General features: G+C 56.5%; 27 protein-coding genes. All 27 read left to right on the top strand.

Translation table 11 applies throughout. The annotated features are described in order from the left end of the window. The first annotated feature begins 16 nt into the window (after nucleotides 1-16). The 27 genes from PH7735_RS11235 to PH7735_RS11370 all read left to right on the top strand — a co-directional run bounded on the left by PH7735_RS11235 (nucleotide 17) and on the right by PH7735_RS11370 (nucleotide 25,185). The gene (locus PH7735_RS11235; protein ID WP_058311467.1) at nucleotides 17-1,624 is read left to right on the top strand and encodes a carboxyl transferase domain-containing protein; all 1,608 of its coding nucleotides are present in this window, start codon (nucleotides 17-19) and stop codon (nucleotides 1,622-1,624) included. A gap of 78 nt (nucleotides 1,625-1,702) precedes the next feature. Then, nucleotides 1,703-3,655 (top strand): acetyl/propionyl/methylcrotonyl-CoA carboxylase subunit alpha, encoded by a 1,953-nt coding sequence (locus tag PH7735_RS11240; RefSeq protein WP_058311468.1) that lies wholly within the window; start codon nucleotides 1,703-1,705, stop codon nucleotides 3,653-3,655. Continuing rightward, nucleotides 3,652-4,311 (top strand): glutathione S-transferase family protein, encoded by a 660-nt coding sequence (locus PH7735_RS11245; protein ID WP_058311469.1) that lies wholly within the window; start codon nucleotides 3,652-3,654, stop codon nucleotides 4,309-4,311. The genes PH7735_RS11240 and PH7735_RS11245 overlap by 4 nt, the downstream gene beginning before the upstream one ends. Next, complete coding sequence (locus tag PH7735_RS11250) at nucleotides 4,304-5,161, top strand: hydroxymethylglutaryl-CoA lyase (RefSeq protein WP_058311470.1); 858 nt, start codon at nucleotides 4,304-4,306, stop codon at nucleotides 5,159-5,161. Before PH7735_RS11245 ends, PH7735_RS11250 begins: the two co-directional genes overlap by 8 nt. 67 nt (nucleotides 5,162-5,228) lie before the next feature. Then, a complete protein-coding gene (locus tag PH7735_RS11255) occupies nucleotides 5,229-6,011 on the top strand; it encodes a crotonase/enoyl-CoA hydratase family protein (protein ID WP_058311471.1) in 783 nt (260 codons plus the stop codon). A gap of 598 nt (nucleotides 6,012-6,609) precedes the next feature. Beyond that, nucleotides 6,610-6,975 carry an NADH-quinone oxidoreductase subunit A gene (locus PH7735_RS11265; RefSeq protein ID WP_058311473.1) on the top strand — a complete coding sequence of 122 codons (366 nt, stop codon included), beginning with the start codon at nucleotides 6,610-6,612 and terminating at the stop codon, nucleotides 6,973-6,975. Further along, nucleotides 6,975-7,499 carry a NuoB/complex I 20 kDa subunit family protein gene (locus PH7735_RS11270; protein ID WP_058311474.1) on the top strand — a complete coding sequence of 175 codons (525 nt, stop codon included), beginning with the start codon at nucleotides 6,975-6,977 and terminating at the stop codon, nucleotides 7,497-7,499. The genes PH7735_RS11265 and PH7735_RS11270 overlap by 1 nt, the downstream gene beginning before the upstream one ends. Further along, the gene (locus PH7735_RS11275; protein WP_058311475.1) at nucleotides 7,496-8,104 is read left to right on the top strand and encodes an NADH-quinone oxidoreductase subunit C; all 609 of its coding nucleotides are present in this window, start codon (nucleotides 7,496-7,498) and stop codon (nucleotides 8,102-8,104) included. The genes PH7735_RS11270 and PH7735_RS11275 overlap by 4 nt, the downstream gene beginning before the upstream one ends. Then, complete coding sequence (locus PH7735_RS11280) at nucleotides 8,104-9,327, top strand: NADH-quinone oxidoreductase subunit D (RefSeq protein ID WP_199534995.1); 1,224 nt, start codon at nucleotides 8,104-8,106, stop codon at nucleotides 9,325-9,327. Before PH7735_RS11275 ends, PH7735_RS11280 begins: the two co-directional genes overlap by 1 nt. Before the next feature lie 47 nt (nucleotides 9,328-9,374). Next, complete coding sequence (locus PH7735_RS11285) at nucleotides 9,375-9,695, top strand: hypothetical protein (RefSeq protein ID WP_233488307.1); 321 nt, start codon at nucleotides 9,375-9,377, stop codon at nucleotides 9,693-9,695. A gap of 1 nt (nucleotide 9,696) precedes the next feature. Then, entirely contained in the window at nucleotides 9,697-10,947 is a 1,251-nt protein-coding gene (locus PH7735_RS11290) for an NADH-quinone oxidoreductase subunit E (RefSeq protein ID WP_058311478.1), read from the top strand. Nucleotides 10,948-10,958: 11 nt separating this feature from the next. Next, the gene (locus tag PH7735_RS11295; RefSeq protein ID WP_058311479.1) at nucleotides 10,959-11,183 is read left to right on the top strand and encodes a DUF5337 domain-containing protein; all 225 of its coding nucleotides are present in this window, start codon (nucleotides 10,959-10,961) and stop codon (nucleotides 11,181-11,183) included. Between the two features lie 4 nt (nucleotides 11,184-11,187). Continuing rightward, nucleotides 11,188-12,483 (top strand): NADH-quinone oxidoreductase subunit NuoF, encoded by a 1,296-nt coding sequence (nuoF, locus tag PH7735_RS11300; protein ID WP_058311480.1) that lies wholly within the window; start codon nucleotides 11,188-11,190, stop codon nucleotides 12,481-12,483. Then, nucleotides 12,480-12,872 carry a hypothetical protein gene (locus tag PH7735_RS11305; protein WP_233488308.1) on the top strand — a complete coding sequence of 131 codons (393 nt, stop codon included), beginning with the start codon at nucleotides 12,480-12,482 and terminating at the stop codon, nucleotides 12,870-12,872. Before nuoF ends, PH7735_RS11305 begins: the two co-directional genes overlap by 4 nt. A gap of 89 nt (nucleotides 12,873-12,961) precedes the next feature. Further along, a complete protein-coding gene (locus tag PH7735_RS11310; protein WP_058311482.1) occupies nucleotides 12,962-13,366 on the top strand; it encodes a DUF5333 domain-containing protein in 405 nt (134 codons plus the stop codon). A 3-nt stretch (nucleotides 13,367-13,369) separates the two neighbouring features. Further along, nucleotides 13,370-15,382 (top strand): NADH-quinone oxidoreductase subunit NuoG, encoded by a 2,013-nt coding sequence (gene nuoG, locus PH7735_RS11315; RefSeq protein ID WP_058311483.1) that lies wholly within the window; start codon nucleotides 13,370-13,372, stop codon nucleotides 15,380-15,382. A 5-nt stretch (nucleotides 15,383-15,387) separates the two neighbouring features. After that, the gene (locus PH7735_RS11320; RefSeq protein WP_370737388.1) at nucleotides 15,388-15,816 is read left to right on the top strand and encodes a YNQ4 family lipoprotein; all 429 of its coding nucleotides are present in this window, start codon (nucleotides 15,388-15,390) and stop codon (nucleotides 15,814-15,816) included. A gap of 6 nt (nucleotides 15,817-15,822) precedes the next feature. Then, a complete protein-coding gene (gene nuoH / locus PH7735_RS11325; RefSeq protein ID WP_058311484.1) occupies nucleotides 15,823-16,863 on the top strand; it encodes an NADH-quinone oxidoreductase subunit NuoH in 1,041 nt (346 codons plus the stop codon). A gap of 2 nt (nucleotides 16,864-16,865) precedes the next feature. Beyond that, nucleotides 16,866-17,360 carry an NADH-quinone oxidoreductase subunit NuoI gene (gene nuoI, locus PH7735_RS11330; RefSeq protein ID WP_058311485.1) on the top strand — a complete coding sequence of 165 codons (495 nt, stop codon included), beginning with the start codon at nucleotides 16,866-16,868 and terminating at the stop codon, nucleotides 17,358-17,360. Further along, nucleotides 17,357-17,758 (top strand): carboxymuconolactone decarboxylase family protein, encoded by a 402-nt coding sequence (locus tag PH7735_RS11335; protein ID WP_058311486.1) that lies wholly within the window; start codon nucleotides 17,357-17,359, stop codon nucleotides 17,756-17,758. Before nuoI ends, PH7735_RS11335 begins: the two co-directional genes overlap by 4 nt. Further along, a complete protein-coding gene (locus PH7735_RS11340) occupies nucleotides 17,755-18,162 on the top strand; it encodes a carboxymuconolactone decarboxylase family protein (RefSeq protein WP_058311487.1) in 408 nt (135 codons plus the stop codon). The genes PH7735_RS11335 and PH7735_RS11340 overlap by 4 nt, the downstream gene beginning before the upstream one ends. Then, entirely contained in the window at nucleotides 18,159-18,767 is a 609-nt protein-coding gene (locus tag PH7735_RS11345; protein WP_058311488.1) for an NADH-quinone oxidoreductase subunit J, read from the top strand. Before PH7735_RS11340 ends, PH7735_RS11345 begins: the two co-directional genes overlap by 4 nt. A gap of 76 nt (nucleotides 18,768-18,843) precedes the next feature. Beyond that, nucleotides 18,844-19,149, top strand: a complete 306-nt coding sequence (gene nuoK, locus PH7735_RS11350; RefSeq protein WP_058311489.1) for an NADH-quinone oxidoreductase subunit NuoK — start codon at nucleotides 18,844-18,846, stop codon at nucleotides 19,147-19,149. A gap of 6 nt (nucleotides 19,150-19,155) precedes the next feature. Continuing rightward, a complete protein-coding gene (nuoL, locus tag PH7735_RS11355) occupies nucleotides 19,156-21,324 on the top strand; it encodes an NADH-quinone oxidoreductase subunit L (protein WP_058311490.1) in 2,169 nt (722 codons plus the stop codon). Further along, nucleotides 21,324-22,871: an NADH-quinone oxidoreductase subunit M gene (locus tag PH7735_RS11360; RefSeq protein WP_233488309.1), complete on the top strand. Its 1,548-nt coding sequence runs from the start codon at nucleotides 21,324-21,326 to the stop codon at nucleotides 22,869-22,871. Before nuoL ends, PH7735_RS11360 begins: the two co-directional genes overlap by 1 nt. 15 nt (nucleotides 22,872-22,886) lie before the next feature. Then, nucleotides 22,887-24,329, top strand: a complete 1,443-nt coding sequence (gene nuoN, locus PH7735_RS11365; protein WP_058311492.1) for an NADH-quinone oxidoreductase subunit NuoN — start codon at nucleotides 22,887-22,889, stop codon at nucleotides 24,327-24,329. A 103-nt stretch (nucleotides 24,330-24,432) separates the two neighbouring features. Continuing rightward, complete coding sequence (locus PH7735_RS11370) at nucleotides 24,433-25,185, top strand: biotin--[acetyl-CoA-carboxylase] ligase (RefSeq protein ID WP_058311493.1); 753 nt, start codon at nucleotides 24,433-24,435, stop codon at nucleotides 25,183-25,185. Nucleotides 25,186-25,189: the final 4 nt, after the last annotated feature.

The raw sequence follows: 25,189 nt of genomic DNA on the forward strand, positions 1-25,189 counted from the left end.
TCAGGGAAAGACCGAAATGACCAAACTACAATCCAAGGCCCTGACCACCTCTGACGAGTTTGCCGCCAACCGCGCGGCGCACCTCGAGGCGCTGGGCATCGTGGCAGAAGCGGCTGCAACAGCCACCCAGGGCGGCGGTGAACGGTCGCGGGATCGTCATGTCAGCCGTGGGAAGATGCTACCGCGCGAACGGGTGGCGAACCTGCTCGACCCCGGCTCGCCATTTCTTGAGGTCGGGGCAACCGCGGCGCATGACATGTATGACAACGCGGCCCCGTCTGCGGGCGTGATCGCGGGCATTGGTCGTGTGATGGGCCAAGAGGTCATGGTTGTCTGTAACGATGCCACCGTAAAGGGCGGCACCTATTTCCCGATGACCGTCAAGAAACACCTGCGGGCCCAAGAGATTGCCGAGCAATGCGAGCTGCCCTGCATCTATCTGGTCGACTCAGGGGGCGCAAACCTGCCACAACAGGACGAAGTGTTCCCGGATCGTGATCACTTCGGCCGCATTTTTTATAATCAGGCGAACATGTCTGCCAAAGGCATTCCCCAGATCGCCGTTGTGATGGGGTCCTGTACCGCTGGTGGCGCCTATGTGCCCGCCATGTCGGACGTGACCATCATCGTGAAAGAGCAGGGCACGATTTTCCTTGCAGGTCCCCCACTGGTCAAAGCCGCAACCGGCGAGGTGGTGAGTGCCGAAGATCTCGGTGGTGGAGACGTGCACACGCGCCTTTCGGGGGTTGCCGACTATCTGGCCGAAGACGACGCCCATGCGCTGGCTTTGGCCCGCCGTGCAGTTGAGTCCCTGAATCGTGGCAAACCACAAACCGTTCAATGGCAGGCCTCCGAAGAACCCGCATATGATCCCGAGGAAATTCTCGGCGTGGTCCCTGCCGGTCTGCGCACACCTTATGACATCCGCGAGGTCATCGCCCGCACTGTCGATGGCAGCCGCTTTGATGAATTCAAGCCGCGCTTTGGCGAAACCCTTGTGACCGGCTTTGCCCATGTCAAAGGCTGTCCGGTTGGCATCGTCGCCAATAACGGCGTGCTTTATTCGGAAAGTGCCGTAAAAGGCGCGCATTTCATCGAGCTGTGCGCCCAACGCGGCATCCCGCTGGTGTTCCTACAAAACATCACCGGCTTTATGGTCGGCCGCAAATACGAGGCCGAAGGCATTGCCCGCCACGGCGCCAAGATGGTGACTGCTGTCGCCACCGCCAAAGTGCCAAAGATCACCATGCTGGTCGGCGGCTCGTTTGGGGCTGGCAACTATGGCATGGCCGGTCGCGCCTACTCACCGCGTTTCCTGTGGAGCTGGCCCAACAGCCGCATCTCGGTGATGGGCGGCGAACAGGCGGCTGGCGTTCTGGCCACCGTCAAACGCGACGCTATCGAACGGCAGGGCGGCGAATGGTCCGCAGACGAGGAAGCCGCCTTCAAACAACCCACGCTGGATATGTTCGAACATCAGAGCCACCCGCTTTATGCCTCGGCCCGCCTTTGGGACGACGGCATTATCGATCCACGCAAGACACGTGACGTCTTGGCTCTCTCGCTTTCCGCTTCACTCTGCGCCCCGATCGAAGAAACCAAGTTCGGCGTCTTCCGGATGTAAACTTCTTCTGGCCAAAATATCCCGGGGGTCCGGGGGCAGCGCCCCCGGCTCCGTCCTAACCAACAAGGACCACACCCGATGTTCAATAAAATCCTGATTGCAAACCGTGGCGAAATTGCCTGCCGCGTCATGGAAACCGCCCGAAACATGGGCGTCAAAACCGTCGCCGTCTATTCGGATGCCGATGCCCTGTCCAAACATGTCGCCATGGCGGACGAAGCCGTGCATATCGGCGGCTCGGCACCTGCTGAAAGCTATCTCAAGGGCGACGTGATCATAGCCGCCGCCAAGGAAACCGGCGCACAGGCAATCCACCCCGGCTATGGCTTTTTGTCAGAGAACCCCGATTTCGTGGATGCGGTTGAAAAGGCCGGTCTGACGTTCATCGGCCCATCGGCGGACGCAATCCGCAAAATGGGCCTCAAGGACGCCGCCAAGGTTCTCATGGAAGAGGCCGGGGTTCCTGTGGTTCCCGGCTATCACGGTGCCAATCAGGACGCAGATTTCCTTGCCGCAGAAGCCGTGAAGATTGGCTATCCCGTCTTGATCAAGGCGGTTGCAGGCGGCGGCGGCAAAGGCATGCGCTTGGTTGAGGTTCCCAAAGATTTTGCAGACGCTCTGGCCAGCGCGCAGGGCGAGGCGACAACCGCGTTTGGCAATCCTGATGTGCTGATTGAAAAGTACATCCTGCAACCGCGCCATATCGAGGTTCAGGTCTTTGGTGATGGCACCCATGCGGTGCACTTGTTCGAGCGTGACTGTTCGCTGCAACGTCGCCACCAGAAGGTGATCGAAGAAGCCCCTGCACCAGGCATGACGGCCGATGTGCGCGAGGCGATGGGCATGGCCGGTGTGCGTGCCGCCGAAGCAATCGGCTATAAAGGGGCTGGCACGGTAGAATTCATCGTCGATGGTGCCAACGGGCTGCGCACTGACGGGTTCTGGTTCATGGAGATGAACACAAGGCTGCAGGTCGAACATCCCGTAACCGAAGCCATCACCGGCGTTGATCTTGTTGGCTGGCAACTGCGGGTTGCCGCCGGAGAAAGCCTGCCTGCAAGTCAGGATGAACTGGCCATCTTTGGTCACAGCTTTGAAGTGCGGCTCTATGCAGAAGATGTGCCCAAAGGGTTCTTGCCTGCGACCGGCACCCTGTCTCATCTCTCTTTTCCGGACGGGGCACGGTCGGACAGCGGCGTTCGCGCCGGTGATACTATCAGCCCTTTCTATGACCCGATGATCGCCAAGATCATTACGCACGGACCAACCCGCGCGGTGGCTTTGTCGCGCATGCGCACGGCGCTTGCCGAAACACAGGTCGGCGGCACGGTGACCAACCTTGCGTTTCTTGGGGCGCTTTGTGATCATGACGGCTTTGCTGACGGACAGGTAGATACCGGCCTGATCGCCCGCGATCTTGATACGCTGGTGCAAGAGGTCGCGCCAACCGCCGCTCAGATCGGATGGGCGGGAATGGCCGCACTTGGACTGCACGAGGCGACACAGACCGAAGAGGGCTTTAACCTGTGGGGGCCATTGGCACGCAGTGTGACGCTCACGCATGGCGAAGACGATCACGCCATCAAGGTGATGATGGATGGCGAAAGCAAGGCAGACATTCTTGTCGGGGACACATCCGTTCGGGCGACGCGCATCGGCGGTGGTTGGCATCTGGATGGCAAACGCGCGGCCCCTGTCTCGGTTAGTGAGGGTAAGGTAAGCCTGTTTGCCCGCTATGGGATGGAGTTTGACGTGATTGACCCGCTGGTGGTCGAAATCGATGCAGGCGCTGCTGGCAATGTCATTTCCGCGCCTATGCCCGGATTGGTGAAAGCAATCTTTGCCGAAGCCGGCCAAGAGGTCAAAGAGGGCGATCGGCTGGCTATTCTAGAAGCTATGAAAATGGAACACTCTTTGTTGGCAGCGCGTGACGGTGTTATTGCAGAGGTGCTCGCACATGCGGGGGATCAGGTGCAAGAAGGTGCCGCATTGATCCAATTGGTTGAAGAAGCAGAGGAGGCTGCAGCATGATCCGTCTACATCACATCCCTTTTTCCCGGTCCTTTCGTGTCCTTTGGCTGCTTGAAGAGCTGGGGTTGAAGGCCGAACTCGCGCATTATTCGATCACCGATGGATCGTTGCGGGCTTCCGAATTCAAGGCGATTTCGCCCGTGGGGCGCGTGCCTGCGTTGGAAATCGACGGCATCACGATCTATGAAAGTGCCGCCATTGTGGAATATCTGACCGAGACACGCCCGGAACATGGTCTGGGTCGTCTTGCCGGAGACCCAGAGCGGGTCCAGTTCCTTGAGTGGCTGGGATATGCTGAAACACAGGCCTCTATTTTGGCATCTTTGAACATGCAGCATCTGTTTATGGGCGATCCGACACCTGCCTCACCTCTTGTTCTCAAACTTGAGGCTGCAAGGCTCACGGCTTCGTTAAAAGCACTTGAGAACAAGCTGTCAGATCAAGAGTGGCTATTGCCCTCAGGGTTCTCTGCTGCGGACACCATGATGGGGTTTAACCTGTTTTCTGCTCCTTACTATGTTCACCTCGAGCGGTTCCCGAATATCCTTGCCTATATCGAGCGCATCAAGGCGCGTCCCGCCTATCAGGAAGCGCGCAAACTGGATGGGAATCAAGAGTTCTACAAAAAGGATTTCTACGAGGTCCCCAATGGCTGACTACGTCGAAATTTTTGAAATGGGGCCGCGCGACGGTCTACAAAACGAAAAGCGTCTGATCCCAACCTCCGAGAAGATCGCCCTTGTGGACTGTCTGAGCCGCGCAGGATTCAAACGGATCGAAGTCGCCAGTTTTGTGAGCCCCAAATGGGTGCCACAGATGGCAGACTCGGGCGAAGTTCTTGCGGGCATTACACGCGCATCCGGTGTTTCTTATGCGGCGCTTACGCCCAACATGCGGGGCTTTGAGGGCGCGGTGGCTGCGCATGCTGATGAAATTGCGATATTCGGATCGGCCTCCGAAGGCTTTTCCAAGGCCAACATCAATGCCACCATTGCAGAGTCGCTTGAACGCTTCGCGCCGGTGGCCGCCGCTGCGAAGGCCGCGGATATCCCCGTCAGAGGTTATGTGTCTTGTGTCACGGACTGTCCCTATGACGGCGCAACGCCACCTGCAGAGGTGGCAAAGGTCGCAAAGGCCTTGCTGGACATGGGCTGCTACGAGATTTCCTTGGGCGATACCATCGGGCAGGGCACGCCCGAGACGATCTCGGCGATGCTTGATGCGGTTTTGCAGGTTGTCCCCGCAAACATGCTTGCCGGTCATTATCATGACACGGCGGCGCGCGCGCTTGTGAACATCGAAGCGTCTCTGGAGAAAGGCCTGCGGGTGTTTGATGCCGCAGTAGGCGGGCTGGGTGGATGCCCCTATGCACCGGGCGCTGCAGGCAACGTCGCGACGGAATCTGTCAACGATCTGCTTGTCGGGCTGGGATACGAAACCGGACTGGACGCCGGCGTTCTGGCAGAAGCCGCCGAAATGGCGCAGGCGATGCGGCAGCACGACTAAACGATCTATCACTGGAATGCAGATGCGGTGTTTTGGCGAACACCTTTGCATCACGAGAGGAAAACCGATGTTTGAAACCATTACCATCGATGTGGATGCCCGTGGGGTCGCGACGCTCACGCTAAACCGTCCCGAAAAACACAATGCCATGTCCGGTCAGATGTTGGTGGATCTGAAAGCCGCCGCCGAACAGCTGGGCGCGGATGAGACCGTTCGGGTGGTCATCCTGACAGGTGCCGGCAAATCCTTCTGCGCGGGCGGCGATCTGGGCTGGATGCAGCAACAGCGTGAAATGGCACCGGATGTGCGTGGCAAAGAGGCCCGCAAGCTGGCCGAGATGCTACAGGCCCTGAATACCCTGCCAAAGCCGCTGATCGGTCGGGTGCAGGGGAATGCCTTTGGCGGCGGTGTCGGCATGGCCAGCGTCTGTGATGTGACGATTGGTGCAGACACCGTTACAATGGGCCTGACCGAGACACGCCTTGGTCTGATCCCTGCAACGATTGGCCCCTATGTCGTTTCGCGCATGGGCGAGGCGATGGCGCGCCGTGTCTTTATGTCGGCGCGTCTGTTCAAAGCTGACGAAGCGGTCACTCTTGGTCTGTTGGCCAAAGCCGTACCAGCGGCCGATCTGGATGCTGCGGTCGAGGCCGAAGTTGTGCCCTATCTGAATTGCGCACCGGGTGCGGTGGCCTCGGCCAAGGCTCTGACGCGGACCTTGGGGATGCCGATTGATGATGCGGTGATCGACCACACTATTGATGCCTTGGTCAGCCGTTGGGAAGGCGAGGAAGCCGAAGAAGGCATCTCGGCATTTTTTGAAAAACGCAAAGCCAGCTGGATGGTCTGAGATCATTCCAAAGCAGGCAATCTTGCGCAGGTAATGATCCTGCGCAGGATAATGTCCACCCATGACAATATAATGACAGCGGGCCAATCTGACGGCGCAGGTCGCGGGTTTTTTGGCCCGCTTGGGTCAGGTTGACCCGAAATCTGCCGGGGTCGGGCGCAGATCGGTTCGTGAGGTGCCGATAATTTGTGCAACCGGCAAAGCAATAATATTTCGCGTGTTCGTTACCAGAGCCCTAGTTCACCGATTTTCTAAACGGGTACTTCGGCCTTGAAATGTCTGTTTCAAGGCACGGCTTTCGGGGCGAAATGGGGGTGATTGCAGACTTCCCGACGGAATCGCTTGTTCCAAAAAACGGCTCATCTGGGGAATTTGTCATCACTCTTCAAGCTTTGGGCGAAAATAAAGTTGCTGACTTATTGCCGCAGACCCGATGCCAAAACGCCCATACCCCTGTGTGCAAAGGGAAAAGTGAAGAAATTCACAAAGGTGAATGTGGTGTGGCTTAGTTGACCCTAGAGTGGGGCAAAGGTACATAAAGCGAGTATATCCAGCTATTTGACTGCCCGGTTTGGCCGCGCATGAAAGGAGCCACAACGTGGAAGAGATGCTGAGGGAATACCTTCCCATCGTGATCTTTTTAGCCATCGCAATTGCTCTTGGCTTGGTCCTTATCCTTGCTGCCGTTGTTTTTGCCGTCCGCAACCCTGATCCTGAAAAGGTGAGCGCCTATGAATGCGGTTTCAACGCATTTGATGACGCGCGGATGAAATTCGACGTGCGGTTTTATCTTGTTTCGATCCTGTTCATCATTTTCGACCTCGAGATCGCCTTTCTGTTCCCTTGGGCCGTGGCCTTCAAGGATCTGACGACAGTGGGCTTCTGGTCCATGATGGTGTTCCTCGGCGTCCTGACCATCGGGTTCGCTTATGAATGGAAGAAGGGGGCTCTGGAATGGGAGTGATGACCGGAGCAAACACGGCAGGTGCGGATCGCGAAGTCGCGACACAGGCACTAAACGCCGAGTTGCAGGATAAAGGTTTTATCCTGACCAGCACCGAGGACATGATCAACTGGGCGCGTACCGGCTCGTTGCACTGGATGACCTTTGGTCTTGCCTGTTGCGCGGTCGAGATGATGCAGACGTCCATGCCCCGTTATGACCTTGAACGGTTTGGCACGGCACCTCGCGCGTCTCCGCGTCAGTCGGACGTGATGATTGTTGCGGGCACGTTGACAAACAAAATGGCGCCTGCACTGCGCAAGGTTTACGACCAGATGCCCGAGCCGCGTTATGTGATCTCGATGGGATCCTGTGCAAACGGCGGTGGCTACTATCACTATTCCTATAGCGTTGTACGGGGCTGCGACCGGATTGTTCCGGTCGATATCTATGTGCCCGGATGCCCGCCAACCGCCGAAGCGCTGTTGTACGGCATTCTTCAGCTGCAACGTAAAATCCGCCGCACGGGGACGATCGAACGATGAGCGATGATACCCTCAAGGAACTGGGGCTTCATATTGAAATGAAGCGGCCCGACTGTGTGCTCGGCTGGGATGTCACGTTTGGGGAACTGAACATCGATGTGGCTCCGGCCAACATTGTGGGTTTTGTCGAGTTCCTGAAGACCGATCCGAACTGCAAGTTCACACAGATGCTGGATATCACCGGCGTAGACTATCCCGAGCGCGCCAAGCGTTTCGACGTCGTCTATCACATGCTGTCCATGTATCAGAACCAGCGCATCCGCTTGCGTGTCGGGGTGCGCGAGGACGAAAGCCTGCCCACCGTGACCGGCGTGTTCCCGAGTGCCAACTGGTACGAGCGTGAAACATTCGACATGTACGGCATCATCTTTGCCGACCATCCGGATTTGCGACGTCTGCTGACCGACTATGGTTTTCGCGGGCACCCGCTGCGCAAGGATTTCCCGACTACGGGCTATACCGAAGTTCGTTATGACGAGGCGCAAAAGCGGGTTGTGTATGAACCTGTCTCCCTGACCCAGGAATACCGGCAGTTCGACTTCATGAGTCCGTGGGAGGGTGCCGAGTACATTCTTCCGGGTGATGAAAAAGAAGGGGCGAAATGATGGACGGCTCCAAGTTTGACGACGGAAGCATGGACGCCCAAAGCGGCGAACAGAAGATCCGTAACTTTAACATCAACTTTGGTCCCCAGCACCCTGCGGCGCACGGCGTGTTGCGCTTGGTTCTGGAACTGGACGGCGAAATCGTAGAACGCTGTGATCCGCACATCGGTCTGCTGCACCGTGGCACTGAAAAGCTGATGGAAAGCCGGACCTACCTGCAAAACCTGCCATACTTTGACCGGTTGGATTATGTGGCGCCGATGAACCAGGAACATTCCTGGTGTCTGGCGATCGAGAAACTGACGGGCACCGAGGTGCCGTATCGCGGACAGTTGATCCGCGTGCTGTTTTCGGAAATCGGGCGTGTTCTCAGCCACCTGCTGAACGTGACAACGCAGGCCATGGACGTTGGTGCTTTGACACCTCCGCTTTGGGGTTTTGAAGAACGTGAAAAGCTGATGGTGTTTTACGAACGTGCCTGTGGCGCGCGTATGCACGCGGCTTATTTCCGTCCCGGTGGTGTGCATCAGGATATTCCGGATCAGCTTATTGATGATATCGAAGAGTGGGCGATCGAGTTCCCGGCATTGCTGGATGATATTGATGGCCTGTTGACCGAAAACCGGATTTTCAAACAGCGTAACGTCGATATCGGTATCGTGGATGCCGAAACTGTACACGCCTGGGGCTTTACCGGTGTTATGGCGCGTTCGGCAGGGCTTGCGTGGGATCTGCGTCGTGCGCAGCCTTACGAATGCTATGACGAATTCGAATTTCAGGTGCCGGTTGGTAAAAACGGCGACTGTTATGACCGTTACCTGATGCGCATGGAAGAAATGCGCCAGTCAACCAGCATCATCCGCCAGTCTATCGTCAAACTGCGCGAAGCAACCGGTGATGTTTTGGCCCGTGGCAAAATCACACCGCCCAAGCGCGGCGAGATGAAAACCTCGATGGAAAGCCTGATTCACCACTTCAAGCTTTATACCGAAGGGTTCCACGTGCCCGCTGGCGAAGTGTATGCCGCTGTCGAAGCCCCGAAGGGCGAGTTTGGCGTTTACCTTGTGGCTGACGGGTCCAACAAACCCTACCGCGCCAAAATCAGCTGCGCAGGATACCGACATCTTCAGGCCATGGATCACATGGCGACCGGTCACCAGCTGGCTGATGTGGCTGCCATCATCGGCACCATGGACATCGTATTCGGGGATATCGACAGGTAATGACGCTGCAAACGCTCACTGTTCTACTTTGCTTTGGAGGCGCTGTTGTGACTGGCTTTTTGGCCATTTCATTCTGGCGCAACCCCGAAGCCGGTATGGCGGCAGCGACCCATCGTCCTGAAAAATTGCCCTTGGTCATGATCGACCGCTACATCGCGTTTACGTTTTTGGCCGTAGCAGCCGCGCTTTACGGGGATCCGCTTGTGATTACCGTGTTGTTCGTTGCGTTCGCCTTTATGGGATTGGCTGACGGTGTGATCTATGCCCGCGCCGGTCATCCCCACATCAAACATACAGCCGCAGGGCTTGCCTCACTATGTGTTGCAGGCGTTGCATTGCTGACTGAATCTTTAAACGGAGCCGCCTGATATGCTGCGTCGTCTTCATCCAGAACAGCCGGAAAGCTTTGCTTTCACCCCCGCCAACGAGGCTTGGGCGGCTGCGCAAATCACCAAATACCCCGAGGGCCGTCAGGCTTCGGCGGTTATCCCGCTGTTGTGGCGCGCCCAAGAGCAGGAAGGCTGGCTCAGCAAGCCCGCGCTTGAAGCGGTCGCCGACATGCTGGACATGGCCTATATTCGCGTGCTGGAAGTGGCGTCGTTTTATTTCATGTTCCAGATGCAGCCGGTTGGATCCGTCGCCCATATCCAGATTTGCGGCACTCTCAGCTGTATGATTTGTGGCGCAGAAGATCTGATTGCAGTCTGCAAGGAAAAGATCGCAGACAAACCTCACGCTTTGTCTGCGGATGGCAAATTCTCTTGGGAAGAAGTCGAATGCCTTGGGGCCTGCACAAATGCGCCAATGGCCCAGATCGGCAAAGACTATTACGAAGACATGACCGCCGAAGGGTTATCGCGTTTGCTGGATGATCTGGCTGCGGGCACAGTGCCTGCGCCGGGTCCCATGAACGGCCGCTTCGCGTCAGAGCCGAAATCAGGTCTGACAACTCTGACCGGGTTCGACAGCGGGCACACAAAGTATAACGCCTCGGCCCAGCTTGCGACCGATATCGGCGACACGATCAAACGCATCGATGGCACGGAAGTGCCTCTTGTGACCCCGTGGGTGGGTGAAAACGGCGCTGTCGTTGGCCGCGTTGCCGCGGATCCGACACCCAAGGCACCTGCCGCTGCTAAGCCGGCTGCGAAACAGGCGGAAGAGGCAAAGAAAGCTGAAAAGCCTGCCGAAGCGCCCAAGCCCGCACCAAAAGCCGAAGAGCCTAAACCCGCGAAAGCCGACGCGCCCAAAGTGGTGCCTTCAAAAGCGCTTCCCGGTCAGGCCGAACTGGCCGAGAAAAAGGGCGATTGGAAGTATCAGGCGGACAAACCTGCGCCCGCACCCGCCAAAGCCGCATCCAAGCCGGCACCGGTTGCCGAAACCTCAGGTCCTGATGACCTGAAGTTGCTCAAAGGTGTGGGGCCGAAGCTTGAAGAGAAATTGCATGCCAACGGTGTGATGACGTTTGCTCAGATCGCGGCATGGGGCCCTGAAGACGTGGCCGACATGGATGACAAGCTGTCCTTCAAAGGACGGATTGATCGCGACGGTTGGGTCGAGCAGGCCAAGATTCTGGCAGCAGGCGGAGAGACAGAATTCTCCAAACGCAGCGCCAAATAAACGAGAAGAACATGCAGGACCAAAAGGAACAACAGCTTGAGAAAAAGGGACGGGTGGTCGCGATTGTGATTGCTGGTGCCATGCTGTTGTGGATGGCGGTCCAATGGATCGGACAGGCGGCAGGTTTGCCGGGGCGCTTCGCCATTTTGTTCGATTTCGCCGCAATTGCCGCGCTGATTTGGGCGCTGGTCAATGTCTATCAGATCTGGCGCGCGCGCCGGGAAATGCAGGGGTAAGTTGATGCTGCAGGATAAGGATCGGATCTTTACCAACCTCTATGGCATGCACGAACGCACGCTGGCAGGGGCCCGTACCCGCGGACATTGGGACGGAACGGCAAAGATCATCCAGAACGGACGTGATTGGGTTATCGACCAGATGAAGGCCTCTGGCCTGCGTGGTCGTGGGGGCGCGGGTTTCCCGACAGGCCTCAAGTGGTCCTTCATGCCAAAAGAAAGCGACGGGCGTCCCGCCTATCTGGTCATCAACGCCGATGAATCCGAGCCGGGCACCTGTAAAGACCGCGAAATCATGCGCCATGATCCGCATACGCTGATCGAGGGGGCGTTGATTGCCTCCTTCGCGATGAACGCGCATACCTGCTATATCTATATCCGCGGCGAATATATTCGCGAACGCGAAGCGCTGCAGAACGCGATCGACGAAGCCTATGATGCGGGCCTTCTGGGCAAAAACGCGGCTGGTTCGGGCTGGGACTTTGATCTGTTCCTGCACCACGGGGCAGGGGCCTATATCTGCGGTGAAGAAACCGCCCTTCTGGAAAGCCTTGAAGGCAAAAAGGGCATGCCCCGTATGAAGCCGCCGTTCCCTGCGGGGGCGGGTCTTTATGGCTGTCCGACCACAGTGAATAATGTGGAATCCATTGCGGTTGTGCCGACCATCCTGCGTCGGGGACCCGAGTGGTTCTCGTCCTTTGGTCGTCCCAATAATGCGGGCACCAAGATTTTCGGAATCTCCGGCCACGTCAACAACCCATGTGTTGTGGAAGAGGCCATGTCGATTTCGTTTGAAGAGCTGATCGAAAAGCATTGTGGCGGTATCCGCGGGGGGTGGGACAACCTTCTGGCCGTGATCCCCGGTGGATCGTCCGTTCCCTGTGTCCGCGGCGAGAACATGAAAGACGCGGTCATGGATTTCGATGCGCTGCGCGAAGTCGGGTCGTCTTTGGGCACTGCCGCCGTGATCGTCATGGACAAGCAGACCGACATCATCAAAGCGATCTGGCGTCTGTCCAAGTTTTACAAGCACGAAAGCTGTGGCCAATGTACGCCTTGCCGTGAAGGCACCGGCTGGATGATGCGCGTCATGGACCGCTTGGTGCGTGGCGAAGCCGAGCTGGAAGAGATCGACATGCTGTTTGATGTGACCAAACAGGTCGAGGGGCACACCATTTGTGCGCTTGGCGATGCGGCTGCCTGGCCGATCCAGGGTCTGATCCGGAATTTCCGCGAAGAAATCGAGGATCGCATCAAGGCCAACAAGACCGGACGTATGGGGGCCATGGCGGCTGAATGAAGACGATGAAGATGGTTCCCTCTCATAAAGCAATGGCGCCTGTTGCGCGCCGCTCTGTTATGCTGTTGGCCGCCTTTGGCGTCGCCATGACGGTTGGCGCTTGTGAAAACCGCCGCAAGAAAAACGATATCGCCTTTGATGGCGTCTTCTTTACGACCAAGGCGTCGTATGTCTCCAAGGAAAACCGTGAGCATTTCACCGTCGAAGTGAGCAAGGCATCCAAGTCTTTGGATGGCGCGAAAGAGGCCGGACGGTATCAGGCAACACAGTATTGCGTCGAGAATTTCGGCACATCGAACATCAATTGGATTTCCGGTCCGGACTCAGAGCCGCAAGACCTGAAGTTCGACAAGGAAACCCTGATTTTTGAGGGCAACTGCAAAGTATGACGGGCTGTTATTGCATAACCGAGGCGTCTGGGCCTCTCTTTGCCAGTGGTGCGCGGGATGTATCCGCGACCTCTGTAAGGAGTATTGTTATGCGTAAAGTTTTGTTGGCTGCCTCAGCTGTTTTTGCCGTCACGGGATCAGCCGCTCAGGCAAAGGCGCCGATGAGTGATGTCCCTGAAATCGAAAACGTGCTGTACGCCGCTGCTGTTGCCTATGAGATCAGCGAGATTTGCGACGACATTTCTGCACGTCGCATGAAAGCTTTGGGCGATGCGTGGAAGCTGCGCTCAATCGCGAACGATCTTGGTTACTCAGATTCCGAGATCAAAGAATACATCGAGTCCGACGCTCAAAAAGCACGGATGCGCGCCAAGGGTGAGGCCTACCTCAAATCCAAGGGCGCCATTTACGGACAACCTGAAACCTTCTGCGCGGTCGGTCGTGCGGAAATTGCAAAGAGTAGCGCGATTGGCGCGCTATTGAGGGCTAAGTAGATCATGGCTGACCTTCGCAAGATCATCATTGACGACACCGAAGTCGAAGTGGAAGGCGCGATGACGCTGATCCAGGCCTGCGAGCAAGCCGGGGTCGAGATTCCGCGTTTCTGCTATCACGAACGTCTGACCATCGCCGGCAACTGCCGGATGTGTCTGGTTGAAGTGGTTGGTGGACCGCCCAAGCCTGCTGCGTCTTGCGCGATGCAGGTGCGTGACCTGCGCCCCGGACCCGAAGGCCAGCCGCCAGTTGTGAAAACCAATTCGCCCATGGTCAAAAAGGCCCGCGAAGGCGTGATGGAATTCATGCTGATTAACCACCCGCTTGATTGCCCGATTTGTGATCAGGGCGGCGAGTGTGATCTTCAGGATCAGGCAATGGCCTATGGTATGTCTGGCACGCGGTTCAAAGAACCCAAACGTGCGGTGGACGATCTTGATCTGGGGCCGCTTGTTGCCACGACAATGACGCGCTGTATCAGCTGCACCCGCTGTGTGCGCTTTACCACCGAAGTTGCCGGCATTTCGCAGATGGGTCAAACGGGTCGGGGCGAAGACGCCGAGATCACAAGCTATTTGAACCAGACGCTTGATACGAACCTGCAGGGCAACATCATTGACCTGTGTCCGGTTGGGGCGCTGACCTCTAAACCCTATGCATTTACGGCGCGGCCTTGGGAACTGACCAAGACGGAAACAATCGATGTGATGGATGCGCTTGGATCAAACATCCGCGTCGACACAAAGGGCCGCGAGGTCATGCGCATCATGCCACGCAACCATGATGGTGTGAATGAGGAATGGATTTCCGACAAGACCCGCTTTGTGTGGGACGGCCTGCGTCGTCAGCGTCTGGATCGCCCCTATGTACGCGTTGATGGTAAGTTGAAGCCTGCCACGTGGAGCGAGGCGCTGGATGCTGCCGCCACCGCAATGAAAGGCAAGAAAGTTGCCGCACTGGTCGGTGATCTTGCACCTACCGAGGCCGTGTTTGCCCTCAAGCAGATCGTTGACGGTCTGGGTGGATCGATCGAGTGTCGCACCAACGGTGCGGTGCTGCCTGCTGGAAACCGGTCTGCCTACGTTGGCAATGCTTCGATTGAAGATATTGATACGGCGAAGAAAATCGTACTTATCGGCACGAACCCGCGCGACGAAGCGCCTGTTCTGAATGCGCGTATTCGTAAAGCCTGGTTGAAAGGGGCCAGCGTTTCGGTTGTTGGCCCGAAAGATATGGATCTGTCTTACGAGTACATGTGGCGTGGCCTCGGCAGAATTCCTGTCAACAATATGGCCTCCAAAGCTGTACCAGAAAAAGATGCGATTGTTATTGTTGGTCAAGGGGCCCTCAATAGTGGGGATGGCATTGCGGTTCTCGGACAATGCATGGCGGTTGCTGAGAGATTGGGGGGCAAGCTATTGGTCCTTCACACAGCAGCCAGCCGCGTCGGGGCAATGGATGTAAATGCCGTTACCGAAGGCGGAATGGACGTGGCGCTGGAAGGGGCCGAGGTTGTGTTCAACCTTGGGGCCGATGAGATCGAAGTGGCGGACGGCCCCTTTGTTATCTACCAAGGCAGTCATGGAGACCGCGGTGCGCATCGTGCCGACGTGATCCTGCCAGCGGCAGCCTATACCGAAGAAAATGGACTGTTCGTCAACACGGAAGGCCGCCCACAGCTTGCCATGCGAGCCGCGTTTGCACCGGGTGAAGCCAAGGAAAACTGGGCGATCCTTCGGGCATTGAGTGCCGAACTTGACGCCACATTGCCTTATAACTCTCTTGCCCAGCTGCGTCAGGCTCTGGTCAAAGACGTACCTCACTTGGCCAAGATTGATCAGGTTGTCGATAATGGATGGGAGCCACTGCCGACCAAAGCCCTTGGCAAAGGTCCTTTTCAGATCGAGGTCAAAGATTTCTATCTGACCAATCCGGTGGCCCGCGCTAGCGAGCTGATGGCGGAACTCAGCGCACAGGCCAAGGCCCGTGCAGGGGAAAAGATCGCGGCGGAATGATACGAATGCTTGTGAATGCCCTCATACCCACAATGTTGCCAGCCACCGTGCTGGGACTGTCGGCATGCACGCCCGACTGTGGTGAGGGTATGGAGTGCGTTTCGGACGTGACGGGGCCATCTTATCTGGGTGTCGAGACACAGCTTCTGGAAGGTGATCTGGTCAACTTTCATGTCGCTATGGAAGCAAAGCCGGATGACGAAGCTGCCCCTGAACAGGTGACACGCTATGCCGAATGTGCGGCGGCGCAATATGCGCTGATCCGCGGATTTGGATTTGCCCGTCATCTGCGCACCTCTGTCGACTATGTCGACAATGCGTGGCGCGGTGATGCGGTTTATACGATCTCTTCGGCACTGCCGCGGGGGCTTAAAACAATTGATGCCGAGGTTATTGTCTCGGATTGCAAAGAAAACGGGATACCGACGGTGTGAGGACGCATGATTGAATTCTTTACCACCACCAACCTTGGAATCTTCCTGCTCATCGTAGGACAGATTTTGCTGGTTGTTGTGCCGCTGCTGGTCGCGCTTGCGTTCCTGATGTACGCGGACCGCAAAATTTGGGCAGCTGTTCAGATGCGCCGGGGGCCTAACGTTGTTGGGACTTTCGGCCTTTTACAAAGCTTTGCCGACTTCCTGAAATACATCGTAAAAGAAGTGGTTTACCCCGCTGGTGCGGACAAGGTCGTGTTCCTTCTTGCGCCGATGGTCAGCCTTGTCATGGCTTTGATCGCTTGGGCAGTGATCCCCTTCAACGATGGTTGGGTTCTGTCGAACATCAACGTGGCCATACTCTATGTCTTCGCGGTGTCATCGCTCGAAGTCTATGGCGTCATCATGGGAGGCTGGGCATCCAACTCGAAGTACCCATTCCTCGGATCTTTGCGCTCGGCTGCGCAGATGATTTCTTATGAAGTCTCGATTGGTCTGATTATCATCGGCATCATCATCTCGACCGGCTCTATGAACTTTGGCGACATTGTTCAGGCACAGTCTGGTGATTATGGCCTGTTGAACTGGTACTTCATTCCACACTTCCCGATGCTGTTCCTGTTCTTCATCTCGGCATTGGCGGAAACCAACCGTCCTCCATTCGATCTGCCCGAAGCAGAGTCCGAACTGGTGGCCGGTTATCAGGTTGAATACTCATCGACCCCGTTCCTCTTGTTCATGATTGGCGAGCTTGTCGCGGTTGTGTTGATGTGTGCACTGGTGTCGCTGCTGTTCTTTGGCGGCTGGTTGTCCCCGATCCCCGGATTGCCCGATGGTATCCTGTGGATGATCATCAAAATGCTGCTGGCCTTCTTTGTCTTCTCGATGGTCAAGGCAATCACCCCGCGTTACCGCTATGACCAACTGATGCGTATCGGTTGGAAAGTATTCTTGCCCATGTCTTTGGCTTGGGTCGTGATCGTGGCGTTCCTCGCTAAATTCGAAGTTCTCGGCGGCTTTTGGGCCCGCTGGGCGATTGGAGGATAATCATGGCCAACATCGATTATAAACGCGCGGTCGGGTATTTCCTGCTGACGGATTTCATCAAGGGCTTCAAACTGGGCATGAAGTACTTCTTCCGCCCCAAGGCCACGTTGAACTATCCTCACGAGAAGGGGCCTTTGTCGCCCCGCTTTCGCGGCGAACATGCCTTGCGTCGCTATCCCAACGGGGAAGAGCGCTGCATCGCCTGTAAGCTTTGCGAGGCAATTTGCCCTGCACAGGCAATCACGATTGACGCCGAACCGCGTGACGACGGCAGCCGCCGCACAACGCGCTATGACATCGACATGACCAAATGCATCTATTGCGGCTTCTGTCAGGAAGCCTGCCCAGTGGATGCCATCGTCGAAGGGCCGAACTTCGAATTCTCGACCGAAACACGCGAAGAGTTGTTCTATGACAAGGAAAAACTCCTTGAGAACGGCGAGCGTTGGGAAGCTGAAATCGCCCGCAACCTTGAACTGGACGCGCCGTACAGATGAGCCTTGATGAACCACATATCGACACCTACGCCCGTGGCAAAGCACTGTCCGAGCAGGTGAATCCGGGCATGGAGGATGCATTGCGCGATCGCTATGACGCGCTTGTGCCCGGCTTGTCCCGGACGGTTGTCGATGTGGCGTATGGCCAGTTCTATGCTCGTGACGGTGTGGACGAAAAGACCCGTTTGCTGGCCACGATTGCGGCTTTGACAGCCTTGGGCGGACAGACCCGTCCCCAGCTCAAAGTGAATATCGCCAGTGCTCGTGCCGTGGGCGCGACCCGCGAAGAAATCTCGGAAATCATTTTTCAGATGACCCTTTATGGCGGCTTTCCCGCGATGATCAACGCCTTGAACGCCGCAATGGAAGTGTTCGAAGCGGAAGAGGAGCGCGCATGACCGACTCAAAAAATCCCTTCGAAGCGATGATCGCGCAATATCAGGAAATGGCCAAAGCCATGAACCCTGCGCTCGAGTCATTCACACCGAAAGGCTTTGAAACGCTGTGGCCAACCATGCCCAAAGAAGTAATGGAAATGTGGTTCGGCAACACCCTTAACAAAGACGGGCTGGACGCCAAGACACGCCTATTGCTGACATTGGGCGGTTTGACCGTCTTGGGCGCGCAAGCCGATACCCAAATTCGCACAACCGTGCGTCACCTCAAAGAGGTGGGTGCCAGAAAACAAGAAATCGTCGAGACCATTGGCCAGATGTCGATGTTCGCCGGAATTCCCGCCACGACCCGCGCGATGGAACTCGCGCAGGAGGTCCTGGCCGACAACGAGGAAAGTGACACATGAGCATTGCAGCACTGGCCTTTTACCTTTTTGCATCCTGCGTGATTGTTGGTGGCCTGTTCACCGTCATTAGCCGCAACCCCGTGCATTCGGTTCTTTGGCTGATCCTGTCGTTCCTGTCTGCAGCAGGCCTGTTCGTCCTTCTGGGCGCTGAATTTGTCGCCATGCTGTTGATCATCGTCTACGTGGGAGCGGTCGCCGTGCTGTTCCTGTTCGTGGTGATGATGCTGGATATCGACTTTGCCGAGTTGAAAGCTGAGATGGCCAAATACATGCCACTGGCCCTTTTGATCGGTGTGGTTCTGCTGATGCAGATCGGTCTGGCCGCCGGCGCATGGCAGGCCTCTGATGTGGCCGCCGCTCAACGTGCCGCCGTGACACCTGAAGGGGTCGAAAACACCGCCGCGCTGGGTCTGTTGATCTATGACCAGTATTTCCTGCTGTTCCAGCTGGCCGGTCTGATCCTACTGGTCGCCATGATCGGCGCCATTGTGCTGACCCTGCGCCACCGCAAGGACATCAAGCGCCAGAACGTTCTGGAACAGATGTGGCGCGATCCGGCAGACGCTATGGAAATGAAAGACATCAAACCGGGGCAGGGGCTTTGATCCTGACCCGGACCAAGAATTGGGCTGAAGTTCCAGCAAGGAACACAGTCTTCGACAGAACGATGGGACGAGACATATGATCGGACTTGAACATTATTTAACGCTGGCCACGGCGCTGTTCGTGATCGGCATCTTCGGGCTGTTCCTGAACCGCAAGAACGTCATCATCCTGTTGATGTCCATTGAACTGATGTTGCTGTCAGTGAACATCAACCTCGTGGCGTTCTCGAGCTTTATGGACGACATGGTCGGGCAGGTCTTTACCCTGCTGGTGCTGACCGTAGCCGCCGCAGAGGCCGCGATTGGTCTGGCGATCCTTGTCTCCTTCTTCCGGAACCGCGGCACCATCGCGGTGGAAGATGTCAACGTGATGAAAGGCTAACGATCCATGGAAAAGATCATTCTCTTTGCGCCACTGATCGGAAGCCTGATTGCAGGTTTCGGCTGGCGTTTTATCGGAGAGAAAACCGCACAGTATGTGACCACGGGCCTGCTGTTTCTGGCGTGCCTGTTGTCGTGGGTCGTGTTCCTTGGCCATGATGGCCAGACGCAGTACATCCACATTCTGGACTACATCCAGTCCGGAACGCTGGATACGGCCTGGTCGATCCGGATGGACCGGCTGACAGCGATCATGCTGATTGTTGTGACCACGGTGTCGGCGCTGGTTCATCTGTATTCGATGGGCTACATGGCGCACGATGAAAACTGGGGTGAGGGCGAAAGCTACAAGGCGCGTTTCTTTGCGTATCTGTCGTTCTTTACTTTCGCCATGCTTATGCTGGTGACCTCGGACAACCTTGTTCAGATGTTCTTTGGCTGGGAAGGTGTGGGCGTTGCCTCGTATCTTTTGATCGGCTTCTACTACAAAAAGCCCTCGGCCAATGCGGCCGCGATCAAGGCCTTTGTGGTCAACCGCGTCGGCGACTTTGGCTTTGCTCTTGGGATCGCTGGTCTGTTTTTCCTGACCGATAGCATCAAATTTGACGATATCTTTGCTGCCGCGCCCGCGCTGGCAGACACAACCCTGACCTTCCTGTGGACCGACTGGAATGCGGCGAACCTGCTGGCCTTCCTGTTGTTTGTCGGTGCGATGGGGAAATCGGCACAATTGTTCCTGCACACATGGTTGCCGGATGCGATGGAAGGTCCGACACCTGTGTCGGCGCTGATCCACGCGGCCACCATGGTGACGGCGGGTGTGTTCCTGATCTGTCGCATGTCGCCGCTGATGGAATACGCGCCAGAGGCCACTGCGTTTATCACTTTCCTCGGGGCCACAACGGCCTTTGTCGCGGCCACTATCGGTCTGGTTCAGAACGACATCAAACGCGTTATCGCCTATTCGACCATGTCACAGCTGGGCTATATGTTCGTGGCTGCGGGCGTTGGCGTTTACTCGGTCGCAATGTTCCACCTGTTCACGCATGCCTTCTTTAAGGCGATGCTGTTCCTTGGCGCCGGTTCGGTGATCCACGGCATGCACCATGAGCAGGACATGCGGAACTATGGCGGTCTGCGCAAGAAGCTGCCTTATACCTTCTGGGCGATGATGATAGGTACGCTGGCCATCACCGGTGTTGGTATTCCACTGACCCATATCGGGTTCGCTGGCTTCCTGTCCAAAGACGCCGTGATCGAAAGCGCATGGGCCGGAACCCAAGGGGGCTATGCCTTCTGGATGCTGGTGATCGCCGCATTGTTCACATCGTTCTATTCTTGGCGCCTGATGTTCCTCACTTTCTATGGCGAGGCGCGCGGCAACAAGAAAACACACGACCATGCACATGAAAGCCCGATGGTTATGCTTGTGCCGCTTGGTGTGCTGGCGATGGGATCGATCTTTGCGGGGATGATCTGGTACGGATCGTTCTTTGGCGATCATCACAAGGTCAACGCGTTCTTCGGCATCGAAGCGCATCACGAAGAGGTCGCTGGCGGTCATAGTGATGAGCATGCAGAGGATACGCATTCAACCGCAGAAGCCGCACCTGGCGACGATCACGCCGCGATGTCTGACGAACACCACGAAGGCAAATCCCACGATGAGATGCACGCCGATCCGGCACATGCTGTCATCGCTGCGGTTCACCACGGCGAAGCCCCGAAAGGCGCGATCTTTATGGCGCCTGACAACCACGTCATGGATGAAGCGCACCACGCCCCGACCTGGGTCAAGGTCAGCCCCTTCATTGCGATGATCTTGGGCTTTGCTGTCGCCTTCTGGTTCTACATCCTGAACCCTGTGCTGCCCAAAAAGTTGGCCGAGAGCCAATGGCCGCTCTACAACTTCCTGCTCAACAAATGGTATTTTGACGAGCTTTACGACGCGATCTTTGTCCGTCCTGCGATGGCCATTGGCCGGTTCTTCTGGAAGCGCGGTGACGGGAATGTAATTGACGGGTTCCTGAACGGCGTGGCGATGGGCATTGTGCCCTTCTTTACCCGCCTCGCTGGACGGGCCCAGTCTGGCTATATCTTTACCTATGCCTTTGCCATGGTGATCGGCATCGTCGTGCTGATTACATGGGTGACGCTCAACGGAGGAGCGCACTGATGAACGACAGCTTGCTCTCCATTGTCACATTCATTCCGGCTTTGGCCGCTCTGATACTGGCAATTTTCCTGCGCGGGGAAGAACCTGCCGCGCAGCGCAACGCCAAATCTGTTGCGATGGTGGCCACAGTCATCACCTTTCTGGTGTCGCTGGCTATCCTGATCGAATTTGACCCCTCGAATACCGGGTTTCAGTTTGTCGAAGAATACGACTGGTTGCTGGGCCTGAAGTTCAAATTGGGTGTCGACGGAATCTCGGTTCTGTTTGTCATGTTGACCACATTCATGATGCCGCTGGTGATTGCGGCCTCTTGGAATGTGACCCACCGTGTCAAAGAATACATGATTGCCTTCCTGCTGCTGGAAACGCTGATGCTCGGCGTGTTCATGGCGCTGGATCTGGTATTGTTCTACCTGTTCTTTGAAGCGGGCCTGATCCCGATGTTCCTGATCATCGGCATCTGGGGCGGCAAGAACCGCATCTATGCATCCTTCAAGTTCTTCCTCTATACCTTCCTTGGCTCGGTGCTGATGCTGGTTGCCATGGTTGCCATGTTCTCGGATGCGGGATCGACCGACATTCCGACATTGATGCTGCACCAGTTCGGATCAGAAAACTTCTCGGTTCTGGGCATCCAGATCGTGGGCGGCATGCAGACCTTGCTGTTCCTCGCTTTCTTTGCCTCGTTTGCTGTCAAAATGCCGATGTGGCCTGTCCACACCTGGTTGCCTGATGCACACGTTCAGGCGCCCACGGCGGGTTCGGTTGTTCTGGCCGCGATCCTGTTGAAAATGGGCGGCTACGGCTTCCTGCGCTTTAGCCTTCCGATGTTCCCTGTCGGATCGGCCGTGATGACCGATCTGGTCTTGTGGATGTCGGCAATTGCGGTGGTTTACACCTCGCTGGTGGCGCTGGTTCAGGAAGACATGAAAAAGCTGATTGCCTATTCGTCTGTGGCACACATGGGATACGTGACGATGGGGATCTTTGCTGCAAACCAGCAAGGTGTGGACGGCGCGATCTTCCAGATGATTTCGCACGGTTTTATCTCGGGGGCGTTGTTCCTCTGTGTGGGCGTGATTTATGACCGGATGCACACACGCGAGATCGATGCCTATGGGGGCCTCGTAAACCGTATGCCGGCTTATGCGCTGATCTTCATGTTCTTCACGATGGCCAACGTTGGTCTGCCGGGGACATCGGGCTTTGTCGGAGAATTCCTGACCATTCTGGGCGTCTTCCAGGCAAACACCTGGATTGCCTTGTTTGCGGCTTCGGGCGTTATCTTCTCGGCGTCTTATGCGCTTTGGCTCTATCGCCGCGTTGTCTTTGGCCAGTTGATCAAAGAAAGCCTCAAAACGATCAGCGACATGACACAGCGCGAGCGCTGGATCTTTGCTCCGCTGGTCGCCATGACACTTTTGTTGGGTGTCTACCCGGCACTGGTGACAGATATCATCGGGCCTTCTGTTGAAGCCCTGCTGAAAGATTACCATTCCGCCATTGCTGCGGTCGCTGAAGCGGCCCCGCAAACGGCATCGCACTAAGGAGAGCTTGAGAAAATGATCCAGGCTGATCTGAATACAATTCTGCCAGAAATCTTGCTGGCGCTCTATGCGATGCTCGCTTTGGTGGGGGTTGTTTACACTGGCAAAGACCGGCTTGCCCCGTTGTTGACGTGGGTCACGGCCGGTGTGCTGATCGCGGTTGCGGTCTGGATTGGACTGACACGGGGCGGCACGGGCGCAACGGCATTCAACGGCCTGTTCGTGGATGACGGTTTTGCCCGTTTTGCCAAAGTCGCGATCCTGCTGGCGGCGGGTGTCGTTCTGGCCATGGGGCAGGACTATATGAGCCGCAAGGGGATGCTGCGCTTTGAGTATCCGATCCTGATCGTTCTGTCCGTTGTAGGCATGATGGTTATGGTGTCGGCTGGCGACCTGATGACCCTTTATATGGGCCTCGAGCTGCAATCATTGGCCCTTTATGTTGTGGCCTCGATGCGCCGTGACAGTTTGAAGTCCTCGGAAGCGGGCCTCAAGTATTTCGTTCTGGGCGCGCTCAGTTCTGGCTTGTTGCTGTTCGGATCTTCGCTTGTCTATGGCTTTTCGGGGACCACTACATTCTCTGGTATCGTCGAGGCCGTCGGCCACGGCCACGCGCCGCTGGGTCTGTTGTTCGGCTTGACCTTTGTCACCGCCGGACTTGCCTTCAAGATTTCGGCAGTGCCGTTCCACATGTGGACACCTGATGTTTACGAAGGCGCACCAACCCCGATTACCGCATTTTTTGCGACCGCACCGAAAATGGCTGCGATGGGTCTGTTTGCCCGCGTCTTGCATGATGCCTTTGGCGGCGTGGTGTCAGACTGGCAGCAAATCATTGCGCTGATGTCCGTGTTGTCGATGTTCCTCGGGGCGGTTGCCGCGATTGGGCAGAACAACATCAAACGTCTGATGGCCTATTCTTCGATTGCCCATATGGGCTATGCGATGATGGGTCTTGCTGCGGGCACGGCCTTTGGTGTGCAGGCGCTTTTGATCTATATGGCGATCTACGTGACGATGAATATCGGTACCTTTGCCTTCATCATGAGCCTTGAGCGTGATGGCCAGCCGGTTGTCGATATCCGGTCGTTGCATATGTATTCCTCGCGTGAGCCGGGCAAGGCGCTGGCGGTGCTGCTGCTGATGTTCTCATTGGCCGGTGTGCCGCCCATGGTTGGCTTCTTTGGCAAGTTCTATGTCCTGCGGGCCGCATATGAGGCTGGTCTGGTCTGGCTGGCCGTGCTGGGTGTTGTGGCGTCTGTGATCGGGGCCTTCTATTACCTGCGGATCGTCTATTACATGTACTTTGGTGACGAAGGCGAAGCTTTGGACAAGAACCGCTCGCCTGTGCTCTGGGTTGCCTTGATGGTACCTGCAGCGGCGATGCTGATCGGTGTTGTGAACCTGTTCGGCATCGAAGGTATTGCACAGGCAGCCGCGGCCACTCTGGTTCAATAACCAACCTAAAGACGTTATAAAGACGAGACGCGCCCCTTTGGGCGCGTCATCCTTTTGAGGGACCCTGTTTGGGGACGTTACGACAAAGACAAAGGACCGGACTGTGAACAACTGGCCTGACGGATATGGAAGACGGGTGCTTGCCGAAGTGGACAGCACCAATGCCGAAGCCCAGCGGATTGCCTCGTCCCTGACAGGGCCGGAATGGATACTGGGTTTGAGCCAAAAAGCAGGGCGAGGGCGCAGGGGGCGACCTTGGACTGACCCCACCGGAAACTTTGCCGGAACCCTTGTTCTTCGACCCACGGAAACACCGGACCTGATTGCACTGCGTTCGTTTGTAGCCTCGCTTGCCTTGTTTGATGCGTTTGTGGATGTAACGGGCAGAACCGAACCTTTTTCCCTGAAATGGCCTAACGATGTGCTGTTAAACGGGGGCAAAGTGGCCGGCATTCTTTTGGAAAGCGCCGGTTTCGCAGGTGGTCAAATGAGCCATCTGGCCATCGGCATTGGCGTGAACCTGAAACATGCACCGGATGCCGCGCACCTTGAAAAACGGTCTGTCCCGCCGGTTTCACTGTTGTCCGAAACGGGCGCGGACGTAGATCCGGAAACCTTTCTGGATCTTCTTGCTGCGGCTTACGCGCGGTGGGAAACGCAATTCACCACCTATGGTTTCGATCCCATTCGCACGGCTTGGCTTGCGCGGGCTGCACGTTTGGGCGAGGAAATCACGGCGCGAACGTCACGTGATGAAACTGTTGGCACCTTTGAAACGGTGGACAGCGCGGGCAATCTGGTGTTGAAGACGCCCAAAGGTCCTGTCGCCATTCCGGCGGCGGACATTTTCTTCTAAAGCT

It is taken from the genome of Shimia thalassica (genome assembly GCF_001458215.1).
Lineage (GTDB): Bacteria > Pseudomonadota > Alphaproteobacteria > Rhodobacterales > Rhodobacteraceae > Shimia > Shimia thalassica.